The organism is Candidatus Thiothrix sulfatifontis (assembly GCA_022828425.1).
GTDB lineage: Bacteria > Pseudomonadota > Gammaproteobacteria > Thiotrichales > Thiotrichaceae > Thiothrix > Thiothrix sulfatifontis.
Map to the genome: position 1 here is coordinate 3018901 of CP094685.1, position 14615 is coordinate 3033515.

At 52.2% G+C, this 14615-nt stretch carries 16 protein-coding genes; 6 read left to right on the plus strand and 10 right to left on the minus strand.

Features of this window, described 5'->3' with window-relative positions; genetic code table 11:
• Window positions 1–11: 11 nt before the first annotated feature.
• From L3K52_14995 to potA, 4 genes are read right to left on the minus strand one after another with little or no spacing between them, the layout of a single operon-like run.
• The gene (locus tag L3K52_14995; GenBank protein ID UOG91488.1) at window positions 12–1043 is read right to left on the minus strand and encodes an extracellular solute-binding protein; all 1032 of its coding nucleotides are present in this window, start codon (window positions 1041–1043) and stop codon (window positions 12–14) included.
• Window position 1044: 1 nt separating this feature from the next.
• A complete protein-coding gene (gene potC, locus L3K52_15000) occupies window positions 1045–1812 on the minus strand; it encodes a spermidine/putrescine ABC transporter permease PotC (protein ID UOG91489.1) in 768 nt (255 codons plus the stop codon).
• Complete coding sequence (gene potB, locus L3K52_15005; GenBank protein ID UOG91490.1) at window positions 1796–2662, minus strand: spermidine/putrescine ABC transporter permease PotB; 867 nt, start codon at window positions 2660–2662, stop codon at window positions 1796–1798. The genes potC and potB overlap by 17 nt, the downstream gene beginning before the upstream one ends.
• Window positions 2659–3708, minus strand: a complete 1050-nt coding sequence (gene potA, locus L3K52_15010) for a spermidine/putrescine ABC transporter ATP-binding protein PotA (GenBank protein ID UOG94020.1) — start codon at window positions 3706–3708, stop codon at window positions 2659–2661. The genes potB and potA overlap by 4 nt, the downstream gene beginning before the upstream one ends.
• Window positions 3709–3889: 181 nt before the next feature.
• Here potA and L3K52_15015 point away from each other — a divergent pair, with 181 nt between their 5' ends.
• Both L3K52_15015 and L3K52_15020 read left to right on the plus strand, forming a co-directional pair.
• Window positions 3890–5389: a 50S ribosome-binding GTPase gene (locus L3K52_15015; GenBank protein UOG91491.1), complete on the plus strand. Its 1500-nt coding sequence runs from the start codon at window positions 3890–3892 to the stop codon at window positions 5387–5389.
• Window positions 5322–6740 (plus strand): GTP-binding protein, encoded by a 1419-nt coding sequence (locus tag L3K52_15020; protein UOG91492.1) that lies wholly within the window; start codon window positions 5322–5324, stop codon window positions 6738–6740. Before L3K52_15015 ends, L3K52_15020 begins: the two co-directional genes overlap by 68 nt.
• A 53-nt stretch (window positions 6741–6793) precedes the next feature.
• On the opposite strand, the gene L3K52_15025 is transcribed toward L3K52_15020, so the two are convergent.
• From L3K52_15025 to pgeF, 5 genes are all read right to left on the minus strand, one after another.
• The gene (locus tag L3K52_15025) at window positions 6794–7477 is read right to left on the minus strand and encodes a polysaccharide export protein (GenBank protein UOG91493.1); all 684 of its coding nucleotides are present in this window, start codon (window positions 7475–7477) and stop codon (window positions 6794–6796) included.
• A gap of 193 nt (window positions 7478–7670) precedes the next feature.
• Complete coding sequence (gene galE / locus L3K52_15030) at window positions 7671–8696, minus strand: UDP-glucose 4-epimerase GalE (protein UOG94021.1); 1026 nt, start codon at window positions 8694–8696, stop codon at window positions 7671–7673.
• 73 nt (window positions 8697–8769) lie between these two features.
• Window positions 8770–9213, minus strand: coding sequence for a helix-hairpin-helix domain-containing protein (locus tag L3K52_15035; GenBank protein UOG91494.1), 444 nt, complete (start codon window positions 9211–9213; stop codon window positions 8770–8772).
• Between the two features lie 113 nt (window positions 9214–9326).
• A complete protein-coding gene (locus tag L3K52_15040; protein UOG91495.1) occupies window positions 9327–10301 on the minus strand; it encodes an ATP-binding cassette domain-containing protein in 975 nt (324 codons plus the stop codon).
• Window positions 10298–11068 carry a peptidoglycan editing factor PgeF gene (pgeF, locus tag L3K52_15045; protein ID UOG91496.1) on the minus strand — a complete coding sequence of 257 codons (771 nt, stop codon included), beginning with the start codon at window positions 11066–11068 and terminating at the stop codon, window positions 10298–10300. The genes L3K52_15040 and pgeF overlap by 4 nt, the downstream gene beginning before the upstream one ends.
• Before the next feature lie 149 nt (window positions 11069–11217).
• Here pgeF and L3K52_15050 point away from each other — a divergent pair, with 149 nt between their 5' ends.
• Both L3K52_15050 and L3K52_15055 read left to right on the plus strand, forming a co-directional pair.
• Complete coding sequence (locus tag L3K52_15050) at window positions 11218–11535, plus strand: DUF6516 family protein (protein ID UOG91497.1); 318 nt, start codon at window positions 11218–11220, stop codon at window positions 11533–11535.
• On the plus strand, window positions 11525–11893 hold the full coding sequence (locus L3K52_15055; GenBank protein UOG91498.1) for a hypothetical protein: 369 nt from the start codon (window positions 11525–11527) through the stop codon (window positions 11891–11893). Before L3K52_15050 ends, L3K52_15055 begins: the two co-directional genes overlap by 11 nt.
• Window positions 11894–12055: 162 nt before the next feature.
• Here L3K52_15055 and rluD read toward each other — a convergent pair whose 3' ends face one another.
• Entirely contained in the window at window positions 12056–13015 is a 960-nt protein-coding gene (rluD, locus tag L3K52_15060; GenBank protein ID UOG91499.1) for a 23S rRNA pseudouridine(1911/1915/1917) synthase RluD, read from the minus strand.
• Window positions 13016–13078: 63 nt separating this feature from the next.
• Between rluD and L3K52_15065 the strand changes: the two genes are divergently transcribed.
• Together L3K52_15065 and L3K52_15070 are read left to right on the plus strand one after the other, a co-directional pair.
• On the plus strand, window positions 13079–13876 hold the full coding sequence (locus L3K52_15065) for an outer membrane protein assembly factor BamD (protein UOG91500.1): 798 nt from the start codon (window positions 13079–13081) through the stop codon (window positions 13874–13876).
• Between the two features lie 103 nt (window positions 13877–13979).
• The gene (locus L3K52_15070; GenBank protein UOG91501.1) at window positions 13980–14603 is read left to right on the plus strand and encodes an outer membrane beta-barrel protein; all 624 of its coding nucleotides are present in this window, start codon (window positions 13980–13982) and stop codon (window positions 14601–14603) included.
• The last annotated feature ends 12 nt before the right edge of the window (window positions 14604–14615 follow it).

Below are 14615 nucleotides of genomic sequence, written 5' to 3' on the forward strand. Positions count from 1 at the left end.
TAAGAGATTGCTTACTTCCCCGTCTTCAATTTTTCCCAGTACCCGTCATACAACTTCATGGCGTCGCCAATGTCGTTCTGGAACTCGCCCTTGGCAACGTCTTCTGCTTTAGGGAAAATCACCGGGTTGCTGCTGGTGTCTTCATCCAACAATTCTTTTACCGCGATATTCGGGGTGCTGTAGCCCAGCTCTTCTACCACTTGCTGCCCGACTTCGGGGCGTAACATGTAGTCGATGAATTTGTGGGCGTTATCGGCATTACTGGCACCTGCCGGAATCACAAAACTGTCCACCCAAAAACCTGCGCCTTCTTTCGGGAAAATGTATTCAATGTCGGGATTTTCCTGCTGCGCCATTGTGACTTCGCCGCTCCAGATCATGCCGAGATTCACATCACCTGCCAAAAACGGTTCACGGGGTGCATCCGCATTGAAGACCAACACATTCGGCATTAGCTTTTGCAGGTCTTCGTAGGCGATTTTGATTTCATCCGGGTTAGTGGAATTGGTGGAAAAGCCGTTCTTTTTCAGCGCCATGTGGAAGACTTCGCGCACATCATCGGTCAACAATAACTTGCCCTTCCACTTCTCATCCCACAAATCTGCCCACGAGGTGATGGTCGAGGAGTCGATTTCTTTACCGTTTACGCCAATGCCGGTGCTGCCCCACAGGTAAGGAATGCTGTATTCGTTGCCGGGGTCATAGGGCTTATCCAGCAAGTCCGGTGACAAATTTTTCAGGTTAGTCAGCTTGGTTTTATCGAGTTTTTGCAACAAACCTTCGCGACTCATTTTCGCCACCAAATAACTGGATGGCACTACAATGTCGTAACCTTTACCCTGTTGCAGCTTCAATTTGGAATACATCACCTCGTTATTTTCGTAGGTGGAATACTCGACCTTGATGCCGGTTTCTTTCTCGAATTCTTCCAGCGCGGTTTCGGGGATGTACTCTGCCCAGTTATACACCACAAGTTTTTCTTCAGCGTGCAGCGTGGTTGCCGCCAGCAGCAGCAAGGTTGCGAACAGGGAGGTTGATTTCATTTCAGTGTTTTCTCCTGAGCAATAAAGTAGATAACGTGACCAGACCCAGCGAAATCGCCAGTAACAAGGTCGCTAATACGTTCACTTCGGGTGACACCCCAACTTTTACCATTGAAAACACCCGAATCGGTAAAATTTCAAAGCTAGGCCCCGTCACGAATGAACTGATGATTACATCATCAAGCGACAGGGTAAAGCTTAATAACCACCCAGCCACAATTGCCGGAAATACCAAGGGCAAAATGATCAACCGAAAAATACGTCCTTCACTTGCGCCCAAGTCTTGCGCGGCTTCCAACAAATATTTATCAAAGCCTTTGAGCTGCGCATACACCGTAATCACCACAAACGGCAGGCAAAACGTAATGTGCGCAATTAGCAACGACCAGAAACCCAATTGAATCCCCAGCGCAATAAAAATCACCAGAAAGGTAATCGCCAACACAATATCCGGCGACATCATCACGATAAATAATAAGCCGCTGGCAATCGCTTTCAAGGGAAAACGGTAGCGGTGTAACGCCAATGCCATTAGCGTCCCGATGAACGTGGCAGCGGTTGCCGCCAGACTTGCCACTAGCAAGGAATTCAAAAAAGCTTGGGTAAGTGCTTCATTTTCAAATAACTTGCCATACCATTTCCACGTGAAGCCTTGCCATTCGTAGCCGTATTTGGAGGCGTTGAAGGAATTGATGACCAGAATGACGATAGGTAAATACAGATAAGCGAAAATCGCCGCCATAAAACCCCACTTAAAGACCTTCATCATCCAACCCCCCTTGCCGATTAATGCGCCGATTTGCCAACACATACAACCACAATAAACCCGCCATAAGCACAATCAACGCCACGCTAAACGCTGCCCCAAACGGCCAATCGCGCACCACCAAAAACTGATTTTTAATAATATTCCCCAGCAATAAGTTTTTCGCGCCACCCAGCAAGTCCGCCACGTAAAACATGCCCATCGCAGGCAAAAACACCATCAAGCTACCCGCAATAATTCCCGGCATGGTCAGCGGCACAATAATCAACCGAAACCGTGCCCAAAAACTCGCGCCCAAATCTTGCGCCGCCTCCAACAAAGTTCCATCCAACTTGCCGAAACTCGACACCAACGGCAACACCATAAACGGCAGCAACACGTAAACCAAACCAAACACCACCGCAAACGGCGTGTACAACAATTGCAACGGCTCATCAATCAGCCCCATGCTCATCAAGGTGCTGTTCACAATGCCTTTATTACCTAAAATCAATTTGATAGCGTAAGTCCGAATCAGGCTATTCGTCCAAAACGGCACAATCATCAAAAACAGCAATACCCCGCGCCACACCGTCGGCAATTTCGCCAACAAGTACGCAAACGGATACCCCAACCCCAAGCAAATCAGCGTGGTCAACGTCGACAGCCACAAACTGCGCCAAAATACCTCTGCATACACTGGCTCGAATAGCCGTTCCCACGAATTCAAAGTCAGTGGCCATACCGCCAAATGCTGCGCATCCGGCGACATCACACTGGTCAACAACACCAATACGTGCGGAACCAGCACAAACAAACCCAACCACACCAGCGTTAGCACAATGGCAAACTGCCTGAAATTCAACAGATTCATGACTTACCCGCCCTTTCCGCCGGAATCACATGCTCCCAACCCGGAACCCAGTCCACCCCCACTTTTTGATTAATGCTGTAATCGAAATCGGGGTCATCTTCGTCGAAAAACTCATGCGCCATCACCGTCTGCCCGTTTTCCAGCAAAATATGCGAATTCAGGGTTTGTCCGGTGTAATTGCGCTCCAACACCACACCGGGGAAACCTTTACGTTCAGCCACTTCCGGGCGACAGTCGATGCGCAAATCTTCCGGGCGCAACATCACATGCACCTTATCACCCACCGCAAAACGGTGATTGCCGCGAATTTCCCGTTCTACGCCATTAATCATGGCTTGGTACTGGTATTCGCCCAACGCATGGGTGATTTCGCCGTCAAACACGTTGATTTCACCAATGAATTGCGCCACAAACAAGTTGAGTGGCGCTTCGTAAATTTCGCGGGGTGTACCGACTTGCTGCGCTTGCCCGTTGTGCATGACCAAAATCCGGTCAGACATCGACAACGCTTCCTCCTGATCGTGGGTGACGTACACAAAGGTAATCCCCAACTGACGTTGCAACTGCTTGAGTTCTAGCTGCATTTGTTGACGTAACTTATAATCGAGTGCGCTAAGTGATTCATCCAGCAATAAAATTTTCGGACGATTCACCACCGCTCGCGCAATCGCCACGCGCTGCTTTTGCCCGCCCGAAAGCTGATGCGGTTTGCGCGTCGCAAACTCGGACAAGCGCACAATTGCCAGCGCATCCGCCACGCGCACCGCAATATCCTGCGGATCCACGTTTGCCATTTTCAAACCAAACGCCACATTGTCGAACACGCTTAAATGCGGAAACAGCGCATAACTCTGGAAAACGGTATTCACCGGACGCTTTTCCGCTGGTATTCCGGCAATATCGTCATCATTTAGCAGAATTTGCCCCGCATTCGGCTGCTCAAACCCCGCAATCAGACGCAATACCGTGGTTTTACCGCAACCCGATGGGCCTAAAATCGTGAAAAATTCGCCGTCGTGGATAGTGAGGTTAAATTCAGAAAGCACTTCCTGAGCGGCAAAGCGTTTGCTGACATTGCTCAGGGTGAGGATCGGAGGTCGGTTCAATGGCTACTCCTAGCGTAAATTGCCTAGCGTGGCGGGGTGTCATCCATTATATTTCCCACACGCACAGATTCAATGGATAATATCCTCGCTAACTGAAGGAATTGGAAGAACTCGACCACCCATGAAAATTACCCGACGCTTACGCTGGCTACTGGCAGGCGGCATCTTATTAATGACGCTGCTGTTTTTGCTGTTCCTGTTTTTTGCCACCAAAAATTTCCTCGATTTATGGGACAGGCTGCTATTACTTCCCACCTGGCTGTTTTATACCTACAGCACGGTAATCGCAGCGGTCGTGCTCTTTAGCGGCTGGCTCATCGTGAAATTGTTATCGGGTGGGCGTTCAAGCGCAGCACTCAAGCGCCCTGCCCCCAAACCTGTCACCGAAGCTTCGCTTGCCCAAGACATTGCGCAAATCAAGGCAGCGGGCATGAATACCGCAACATTAGAAATCGAAATCGCTGAATTACACGAGCGCAGGACGGCCGGAAACGTGCACATTGCCTTTTTCGGCGACATTAGTACCGGCAAATCGTCCATTATCAAAGCCCTGTTACCGGATGCGGGGGTGGAGATCAACCTGCGCGGCGGTTCAACCCGCGAGATTCGCGAATACACTTGGCAAACCCTAGCAGGCGATCACCTGTTGCTCACTGATTTACCGGGGCGCAATGAAGCCGAAGGCACACTCGATGCCGCCGCTCGCGATGAAGCAATTCGGGCGCACATTGTGGTGTACGTGACCGATTCCGATCTGAGCCGCACCCAATTTCAAGACCTGCAAGAATTAGCTGCTTTCGGCAAACCGTTATTAATTGCCATCAACAAGCGCGACCAATACACCGCCGCAGAACAGGTACAACTTGCCACACGCATCCGTACACGCTTCGACGCCCACTCCGTGAAAGGCGTCTTACCGCCAGAAGTGCTATTCATCCAATCCGGTGGTACGGAAGAAATTGTGCGCGTCTACCCCGACGGGCGTGAAGAAACCATACAACGCCCCCGCAAAACCGATATTTCCGCCCTCGCCACGCACTTGCAAACCGAAATCGACCAACGTCTGGAAAGCCTGACACAACAACGCGATACCAGCGTCTTGAATCTCGTGCAGGAAAAACTCGACACCACCCGTGAAGATTACCGGCGCACCCAAGCGGAAAAAATCGTGCGCAGTTCCACCCACAAAGCCATACTGGGCGCATTGGCTTCCGTCAGCCCCGGTACGGATCTGGTGATTCAGGGTGTAATCGGCACGCGCATGGTACAAGAACTCTGTAAACTGTATGACAGCCCGGTCAGCCAACTCGACATCGACCAATTCCTAAATTTTACGCAAGGGAAGTTGGGAAAAAGCATCCCGCTGCTGCTCGCCGTCGCCGGAAATGGCTTAAAAGCCTTCCCCGGTGTTGGCACGGTCGCGGGCGGTTTGGTACATGCCGTCGCTTATGGGCTAATTTTTGACGCGCTCGGCAAATCCGTCGCGCACACCCTCGAACAACGTGGCGCACTCAACGCCGCGCCCGCCGCCGCAACATTTCAGGAGATGCTCAGTGGAAATCTGGAAGAACGTACAAAAACATTTGCCAGATTGGTTATTGAACAGTATCGGGGCAAGTAAGGAAGAAGAAACCAACACCGCTGTCACCGTCATTGCGGACACGCCGCCACCGAGCAGTGGCGACACGCACTTGCAACTGGCCACCGAAAGCTTGCGGCAATTGCTTGACGACTCGCGCATCCCCGATGATGTGCGCGAAAGCTTACGCAATGACTACACTCAAGTGCGCGGAATGCTCGACAAGCTGGAACACGGGCATGTCCACATTGCCGTCTTTGGGCGGGTCAGTGTGGGGAAATCCTCCTTACTGAATGCCTTACTGGGGCAGTCGGTGTTTAGCGTCAGCGTCTTGCATGGCGAAACCCGCAACGTCAACATGCAGCAATGGCAAGAATACAGCGATGGCGGTATTTTCCTCATCGACACCCCCGGCATTAACGAAATCGACGGCGAATCCCGCGAAAAAATGGCGCACGAAGTCGCCAGCCGCGCCGATTTGGTGTTATTCGTGGTGGACGGCGATTTAACCGACGTGGAATTCCAAGCGCTTAAAACCGTGACCAGTTCGCACCGACCTACCCTGTTGATCGTGAACAAAGCCGACCGTTACACCGAAAAAGAGCAGCAGCAATTGCGCAGCATTCTGCGTACCCGCACCCAAGGCGTGATTGCCCCGGAAAACCTGATTTTCACCACCGCACAAGCCAGCCGCCAAACCATTATTTACGTGGATGAGCACGGCGAAGAAATCGAAGGCATCCGCGAACGTCCGGTGAATATCAGCGCCCTCAAAACCCGTTTGTGGGACATTATCGAAGCCGAAGGCAAAACCCTTGCCGCCCTCAACGCCACCTTGTTTGCCGGACATCTCAGCAAAGAAGTCGGGCAACGCATTCTGGCCATTAAACGCGAACTCGGCGAAAAAACCATTAATTTGTATTGCATCGGCAAAGGCGTGGCAGTGGCATTCAACCCGATTCCGGTGGCGGATTTGCTGGCAGCCGCCGCGATTGATGCCAGCATGATCATTCACCTCTCGAAACTGTACGGCTTACCCATTTCGCGCAATGAAGCCAGCGATTTGATCCGTACCATACTGGGGCAAATGTTGTTACTCGCCGGAACCGTCTGGGCAGTGCATCTGGTCTCTTCCGCCATGAAATTGGGCACGGGTGGGATTTCTACGATTATCACCGGCGCAGCACAAGGCGCAGTCGCTTGGTACAGTACCTTAGTCGTTGGGCGGGTTGCCGAAGAATGGCTGGCAAACGGCAAATCATGGGGCGAAGTCGGCCCCAAACTCACGGTAGAACGCATTCTGGAATCATTGGATCGGGATTCGGTATTAACCGAAGCGCGTGAAGAAATCCTCACGTACTTGCACAAAACGGTTAAAAATCCACAAAACTAACCCCAAACAAAAGGCGACCCTCAGGCCGCCTTTTTTCAAACCATCCGCACGAATTAACGCAACAAGCCGAACGGTGACAGCAAGCCACCCACACCGCCGTAGTCTTGGATCGCTTCTTTGGTCGAAGAAGAATGCACTTGAATCTTGTCGCCCGCCATCACAATCGGGTCGGCGATTTTACCTTGATTCACGTCTTCCAAACGTACCGTATACGGTTTGCCGTTGCGGAAAACGGTCACATTGTCCTTGATTGCCAAACGGTTTAAACCTTCTGCCAACGCAATTGCTTGAGTCACGGAAGTATCACCCGCTAGTGAGTAAACACCGGGTTTATTCACCGCACCAGACACCGTGATTTTGCTGGCAGTCGCTTCTTTCACCAGCACATTCACTTGCGGGTTGTGCATGTAGTCTTTTTCCAAACGGGTCGCAATCTGCTTTTCCAATTGGCTGGCGGATAAACCTTCCGCCCGCACCGTACCAATCAGTGCCAGCGTGATATTGCCGTTGTCATCGACACGCACTTCTTTGGACAAATCGGGTACTTTGAATACATCAATTTCCAGTAAATCTTGCGGTGCAATGCGGTCACTGCCCGACGTGCCGGTTGGCAAACTCGCTTCTGCCACACTCGTAGTAGAACCCGGTAACGCGGTGTGTTGCGGCGCATTGTTGGAACAAGCTGCCAACGTCAACGCCGCCAAGAGAGGAAACAGTAATTTCCAAGTCATTGTCATGAAAAATCTCCCTGGTAATATTTTTAACAATTAAGTGGGATAAGGGGTTAGCCTTGCTAATAAGCACTAAACCAAATGATAAATTTCCTGCGGCGCTTACGCTAATGCATTCTGAATGAACGTAAGCAATCCACAGACAACAGGAATATAGCCCAAATCAGCGGCGGCTATCGAAATTTATAACACACAAGATTTAATGATAACCACGCGGGTTAGTGCTTTGCCAATGCCAAGTATCCCGACACATATCCACCAAATTCTTTTCAGCCTTCCAGTGAAGCAACTGTTCTGCTAACGCTGGGTCAGCGTAACAACTCGCAATATCGCCCGCCCGCCGCGCCACAATACGGTAAGGCACCTCGCGCTCGCTGGCAGCACTGAAGGCTTTGACCATATCCAATACCGAATAGCCCTGCCCAGTACCGAGATTCACGATCAATAAATTCGGTACGTCACCACGCTGGAAAGCTTCCAAGGCTTTCACATGCCCTTTCGCCAAATCCACCACATGGATGTAATCGCGCACCCCCGTGCCGTCATGCGTCGGGTAATCGCCACCGAACACTGACAGATGCTCGTATTGACCGACCGCTACCCGTGCAATGTAAGGCATCAGATTATTGGGAACACCTTGCGGGTCTTCACCAATTTGCCCGCTGCTGTGCGCTCCCACCGGATTGAAATAACGCAGCAAGCCAATTTTCCACTCAGGATCAGCCTTGTAAAGATCGCCGAGAATTTCCTCAATCATTAACTTGGAACGCCCGTAAGGGTTCGTCGCAGACAAGGGGAAATTTTCCTGAATAGGGGTGGTATGCGGGTCGCCATACACCGTGGCCGAAGAGCTGAACACAATGTTTTTCACGCCGTGTTGTTGCATCGCTTGTAACAGTGTCACCGTGCCTGCGACATTATTATCGTAATACGCCAGCGGCTTTTCGACCGATTCACCCACCGCTTTCAATCCGGCGAAGTGAATCACGCTGTCAATCGGATACTCGTTAAAAATGCGCCCCAGCAGCGCCGCATCACGAATATCGCCCTCAAAAAAAGGAATGCTATCAATCCCAGCCAGTGCTGCTGCACGGCGTAACGCTTCGAGGGAGCTGTTACACAGATTATCCAACACCACCACCTGAAAACCGGCGGCAAGCAGCTCAATACACGTATGTGAACCAATGTAACCCGCGCCACCCGTCACCAAAATATGTTTCGTCATTTGTTGCATGTTCGCCCTCATTAATCGTCAGGCGCAAATAACACTTGCGCCTGACGTAGGGTAACAAAATCGCTTAGGATTTATCAGCTTTTGCAGTAACTTTATCAGCAGCTTCGGCTTTTTCGTCTTTAACAGCGGTTTTATCCGCTTTAGCATCGGTTTTTTCGGCAGCCGTTTCCGCTTTGTCAGCTTTTGGCGCATCGGTTTTAGCTGCATCCGTTGTTTTTGCCGTTTTGTCGGTTGTAGCAGCATCGGCATCCGTCAACGCAACCTGATCCTTGATTTTATCGAACAGTTTATCACCAATACCGGAGACTTCTTTCAGGTCTTCCAAGGTCTTGAATTCACCGTGTTCGGTGCGGTAGGCCACAATCGCTTCGGCCTTTTTTTCACCAATACCGTCGAGTGTATCCAACGCAGCCGCGTCTGCGGTGTTGATGTTAACGGTTTCCGCCAACACTACTGGCGATACAAACAAAGAAAACAGCAAAGAGGTGATGGCAAGTGTTTTTTTCATGGTCGATCTCTCATTATCAATGAATTTTTATAACTATTGTGTTGATAAGCTCAACCAGTACACTTTGCCACAGCGCATTTACTGAGACAGCCAACTTCTGACGAGTGACTATGCTATTGGTCGGAATCCTGAAAATGACACGCCACCCATCTGCCTTGCGTCACCTCCCGCAACGCTGGCACTTGCGCCCGACACTTCGCCTCTGCCTGTGGGCAGCGCGTATGAAACACACACCCCGACGGCGGATTCAACGGCGAAGGCAACTCCCCTGCCCCCACGCGAATCTGTGCCAATCGCGCCCGTTCCTGCTGTGGGTCAGTCAACGGAATTGCCGCCAACAACAGGCGCGTATAGGGGTGCAAGGGCGCAGCATACAAACGCGCGGTATCAGCGACTTCCATCATTCGCCCCAGATACAACACCAACACGCGCTGACTCAAAGTCCTGATCACCCGCAAATCGTGCGAAATAAATAGCAACGTCAGGTGACGCTCACGCCGCAAATCCGCCAGCAGTTTCACAATTTGCCCTTGAATCGACACATCCAGCGCACTCACCGGCTCATCGCACACGATTAATTGCGGTTCGACACTCAATGCCCGCGCAATCCCAATCCGCTGGCATTGCCCACCGGAAAATTCGTGCGGGTAACGGTTGTGCATCCCACTCTCCAAGCCTACCGCTTGCAGCAAATCAGCCGCACGTTGACGAATTGCCGCTTTACCCAATTCCGGGCGCAAGGCAAGGAGCGGTTCTTGCACACACTCCCCCACTGTCATACGCGGATTCAGCGCATCTAACGGGTCTTGAAAAATACATTGCACCGCCCGCCGATAGGCTTTCATGCTGGCTTTATCTTGCGGATTCAGCGTGTTACCTTGCCATTCGACCGTGCCTTGCGTGGGTGTCACCAATTGCAAGATAGTGCGGGCAAGCGTGGATTTGCCGCAGCCTGATTCGCCGACAATCCCCAAGGTTTCGCCTGCTGGCACGCTAAACGAAACGTCGGTGAGTGCCTGCAAGGTCTGTCCCGTTTTGAGCCGGAAACGCACGCTGAGGTTGCGCACTGCCAGTTGGGGCGCGGTCATTCAGCCATCCAAATCAGGGAAGCCATGCGCCCGGTTTGCCCGTCGCGGCGGTAGGAAAAAAAGCGTTCTGCATCCGTGTACGTGCAGAGGTCGCCGCCGAAAATGGCGTGAACCCCAACCGCATTCAAACGTTGTCGCGCCAGCCGGTAGATGTCTGCCAACCACTTGCCGTCATTGCCGGACGGTTGAAAGGCGTTGGCGGCGGCGGAGTCGTGCTGCATGAAAACCTCACGGACTTCTGCGCCAACTTCAAACGCCGTCGGCCCAATGGCAGGCCCTAGCCACGCCAGCACATCGGCAGGCGGGCATTGCAGAGATTCGACCGTGCGTTCCAATACACCGGCTTCCAGCCCGCGCCATCCGGCATGAGCGGCGGCAACCCGCGTCCCTGCGTTGTCGCAGAACAGCACGGGTAAGCAATCGGCGGTCATAATGACGCACACTTGCCCTTTGCCGAACGCGGTGGAGGCATCGCCGGTTGGGTAGCATTCACCCATGTCCATCCCGCAGACATCGACACCGTGGACTTGCTTGAGCCACAAGGGTTCGGAAGGCAGTTGTAGAGTATCGCCGACAATCATGCGGTTGCGGGCAACGGCGTAGGGATTGTCGCCGACGTGATCGCCGAGGTTGAGGCTGTCAAACGGTGCTGCGCTTACGCCGCCGTGACGGGTGGTGCAAACGGCACGGATGTTGGCGGGGGCTGGCCACGCGGGAGTAAGCCACCCTTCGGCTGCGCTCAGGGTACGGTTCGGGTTCGGGATCATGTGTTGTTACGCGGCTCCGCTAAAATCTTGATGTGATCAAGAATAACAAACATTGTGAGTAGCCCCTAATACTGCAATTGTACGGTTACATCTGAGCCGTTCATCGTAAACCATCATGGTATTTTGATCACATATGTTATTCTGCTACCATGAAACAAAAGCAATCCAAAGCAGAGCGGCTCAGCTACTTCAAGATGCGTTATCCCGACGATGCCATTCTTGAGTATGTGGTCTGGAGACTGCCACATCCAACACGGGAAAGACCACATGGCTACAAATACCGTTACTACTACGGCAAGAGCGGTGAACGCTTGGTGGGTTACGATAATGAAGCGGGCAAGGGCGACCACAAACACATTGAAGACCGTGAATACCCGTATGTGTTTGTCAGCCTTGAACAATTAACCCGCGATTTTCTTGCGGACGTACAGGCACACAGAGCCAAAGAGGTATCCGATGACGAATAATACGCTGATCATTACCGTGCTAGACCCTGAAGCCGCCATGCAGCAAATGTTGGCGGATGCCCAACGGCTTGACCAAGGCAAAGCATTGGCTGAACCTAACAAACTCGTTTTTAGCAGCATGGAACAATTGCTTTCCAACCTGACCCCCAAACGCTGGGAACTGGTGAACCGGCTGGCAAAAGAAGGGATGCTTTCCATCAAAAAACTGGCTGAATTGCTCAAGCGTGACTACAGCAATGTCCACAGTGATGTGCAGCGTTTGCGGGAAAATGGCTTGATTGAACTCAGTGACGAAGGCAGTGTTTTTGTGCCTTGGGATGATTTGGACATCAAGCTGCATCTCAAGCGTGCTGCTTAATGCCCAAAAAAGGGTCATGGACACCCTAACGCACGCTCCGCCTGACCGTAGGCAGCCGGACTCTGGCAGCAGGGGCGGACTGGCTGAACGCAATACCCGAAATCCCACATTGTTGCCTCGGTAGTCGGTGTAGCTCCTGAAACGCGCGAGAGACTGTAAGGATTATGGCACAACAATTACCGATGCGCGAAACAACTCCAACAACGCTTCCATGTCTTCAGGCACAGGCACTTCCCACGCCATCGCCTCACCCGTTGCCGGATGCGTCAACCCCAAACGGGTCGCGTGCAACGCCTGACGCGGGAACGTCTGAATCGCCGTGCGCAATTCTTCCTTCACCCCCGCAGGCACACGCGGACGCCCGCCGTAAGTTTGATCGCCCACAATCGGCATGTGCTTCCAGCTCAGATGCACGCGGATTTGGTGAGTACGCCCCGTTTCCAGCGACACGCGCAATAAGGTGTGATGCGGGAAACGCTCTTCCACCCGGTAATGCGTAATCGCTTCCTTGCCGCCATCGTGCACCGCTTGGCGCTTGCGGTCGATGTGGTGACGCCCGATATTGCCCTCAATCGTTGTCCCCGCCACCACTTGCGCGGATACCAGCGCGAGGTATTCGCGGCTGACATCACGCTCCTGCAACTGTTCGACCAGTTTGCTGTGCGCATCCAAGGTTTTGGCGACGACCATCAAACCCGTGGTGTCTTTGTCGAGGCGATGCACAATCCCCGCTCGCGGCAACATTTCCAGCGAACGGTCATGGTGCAATAAGCCATTGACCAGCGTACCCGACCAATTGCCTGCACCGGGGTGGACGACCAGCCCAGCGGGTTTGTTGATAATGATAATGTCATCATCTTCGTAGACGATATTGAGCGGAATGTCTTCCGGCTCGAATTCGGTTTGTGGCTCGTGAACGGTCTCTATGGAAATTTCCTCGCCGCCTATTAAGCGCTCCTTGGGTTTGAGGATTTTATCATCGACGCGCACGCAACCGGCTTTGATCCATTTCTGAATCTGGCTGCGCGAATATTGGGGGCATAAAGTAGCAACAGCCTGATCCAGGCGCTGACCTTCCATATTGAGTGGAACTATGCTGACGATCTGTTGATTTAGGGGCATTCTTAATCCGGTTGAATACGCTATACTTGCAAACTCATTCTATCATCATGTGTTGTTAAGCAAATGTCGATAAATACAAAAAGACGACGTGCCAGCGTTTATCTGGCAAGTGTATTGGTTATGTCGGCGGCGACCAGCGGCTGCTCGATCTTTTCCCAGACCGAAAAAGACCTTACGGAAGGTTGGTCAGCCAATAAAATTTATACCACTGCGCGTGAAGCAATGAACGCAGGCGACTACGAACGCGCCATTGGCCTGTACGAGTCACTGGAAGCGCGTTACCCCTTGGGGCGTTTCGCACAACAAGCGCAATTGGAAACCGCTTATGCGTACTACAAGTTCGATGAGCCGGATTCTGCTTTGGATGCGATTGACCGCTTCCTGCGCATGAACCCTAGCAGCGAAGATGCGGATTATGCCCTGTATTTGCGCGGCTTGGTAAACTTTAACCGTGGGCACAGCATCGTGGATAAATTATTCCCACGTAGCATTGCCGATTTGGACACAGTACGGCAGAAAGAATCGTTCCAAGACTTTTCACACCTGCTGACGCGCCACCCCGGTAGCAAATACGCCCCGGATGCCCAAGAACGCATCAAGCACTTGCGCAACAGTTTGGCACAATCCGAGTTGAATGTGGCGCAATACTACATGACACGCGGCGCATGGCTGGCGGCATTCAATCGTGCGGAATACGCGGTAAAACACTACCAAGGCTCACCCGCGATTGCGGATGCATTGGAAATCAAGGTCAAAGCCGCTCACAATCTCGGCAAACCGGATTTAGCCGCCGACAACCTGCGGGTATTAGAGCTGAACTTCCCGGAACGCGCTGCTGCGCTCAAAGCCCAACTGCGCTAAGCCCCAAACGCCGATTATCGGTTAATACTGGCAGCTTGCCTGCCAGTCATTTACAGTCGTGATAAAAGCTACCCAGCAAAATAATAATATCGGGGCTACACACATGACGATTTCCAACACTGCCGCGCTTGCCGTGTGCCTATTCAGTGTACTGAGCAGTGCTGCGATGGCAGACAACAGCTCACCTTTTTCCAAAATCAAACCGATGTCACCCATTGGCATGAATTCCAACGCCAAAGCCCCTAATTATTTAGGCGCAAGCATCGGCACGACCACCACCGATGGGTTTTGCGATCCACTTAGCGACTGTGACAACGGCGATAAAAGCTGGAAAGCCTTCGCCGGGGTGCGCATGAATGACAATATCGTGCTGGAAGCAGGCTATGTCGATTTTGGCAAACAAAGCGGCACGGCTACCACGGGCAACATTAGCCAACAAGCCAGCGCTTTCACCACCGCTGCCGTCGCGGGCATCCCCATGAATGACCAAATCGAACTGTTCGGCAAAGCGGGCATTGCACGCTGGACATTGGAACAAACCGATAGCAGCGGCACGGTAGACAATACCGGCACTGATGTATTGGTCGGGGTGGGTGCCGACTACAACCTCGGTGACAACATGGGCGTGCGTGCCGAATGGGAACGCTTTAAAGACGTGGGCGACACCGCTGCTCATGCCAATGACATTGACTTGCTGAGTCTTGGCTTTATTTTCTCATCGTTATAATAATTCCCTCTT

What these genes read in the sequence shown, in the direction of transcription:
- L3K52_14995 (UOG91488.1), bottom strand. Translation starts at nt 1,043, where the DNA reads ATGAAATCAACCTCCCTGTTCGCAACCTTGCTGCTGCTGGCGGCAACC.
- potC (UOG91489.1), bottom strand. Translation starts at nt 1,812, where the DNA reads ATGATGAAGGTCTTTAAGTGGGGTTTTATGGCGGCGATTTTCGCTTAT.
- potB (UOG91490.1), bottom strand. Translation starts at nt 2,662, where the DNA reads ATGAATCTGTTGAATTTCAGGCAGTTTGCCATTGTGCTAACGCTGGTG.
- L3K52_15015 (UOG91491.1), top strand. Translation starts at nt 3,890, where the DNA reads ATGAAAATTACCCGACGCTTACGCTGGCTACTGGCAGGCGGCATCTTA.
- L3K52_15025 (UOG91493.1), bottom strand. Translation starts at nt 7,477, where the DNA reads ATGACAATGACTTGGAAATTACTGTTTCCTCTCTTGGCGGCGTTGACG.
- galE (UOG94021.1), bottom strand. Translation starts at nt 8,696, where the DNA reads ATGACGAAACATATTTTGGTGACGGGTGGCGCGGGTTACATTGGTTCA.
- L3K52_15035 (UOG91494.1), bottom strand. Translation starts at nt 9,213, where the DNA reads ATGAAAAAAACACTTGCCATCACCTCTTTGCTGTTTTCTTTGTTTGTA.
- L3K52_15040 (UOG91495.1), bottom strand. Translation starts at nt 10,301, where the DNA reads ATGACCGCGCCCCAACTGGCAGTGCGCAACCTCAGCGTGCGTTTCCGG.
- pgeF (UOG91496.1), bottom strand. Translation starts at nt 11,068, where the DNA reads ATGATCCCGAACCCGAACCGTACCCTGAGCGCAGCCGAAGGGTGGCTT.
- L3K52_15050 (UOG91497.1), top strand. Translation starts at nt 11,218, where the DNA reads ATGAAACAAAAGCAATCCAAAGCAGAGCGGCTCAGCTACTTCAAGATG.
- L3K52_15055 (UOG91498.1), top strand. Translation starts at nt 11,525, where the DNA reads ATGACGAATAATACGCTGATCATTACCGTGCTAGACCCTGAAGCCGCC.
- rluD (UOG91499.1), bottom strand. Translation starts at nt 13,015, where the DNA reads ATGCCCCTAAATCAACAGATCGTCAGCATAGTTCCACTCAATATGGAA.
- L3K52_15065 (UOG91500.1), top strand. Translation starts at nt 13,079, where the DNA reads ATGTCGATAAATACAAAAAGACGACGTGCCAGCGTTTATCTGGCAAGT.
- L3K52_15070 (UOG91501.1), top strand. Translation starts at nt 13,980, where the DNA reads ATGACGATTTCCAACACTGCCGCGCTTGCCGTGTGCCTATTCAGTGTA.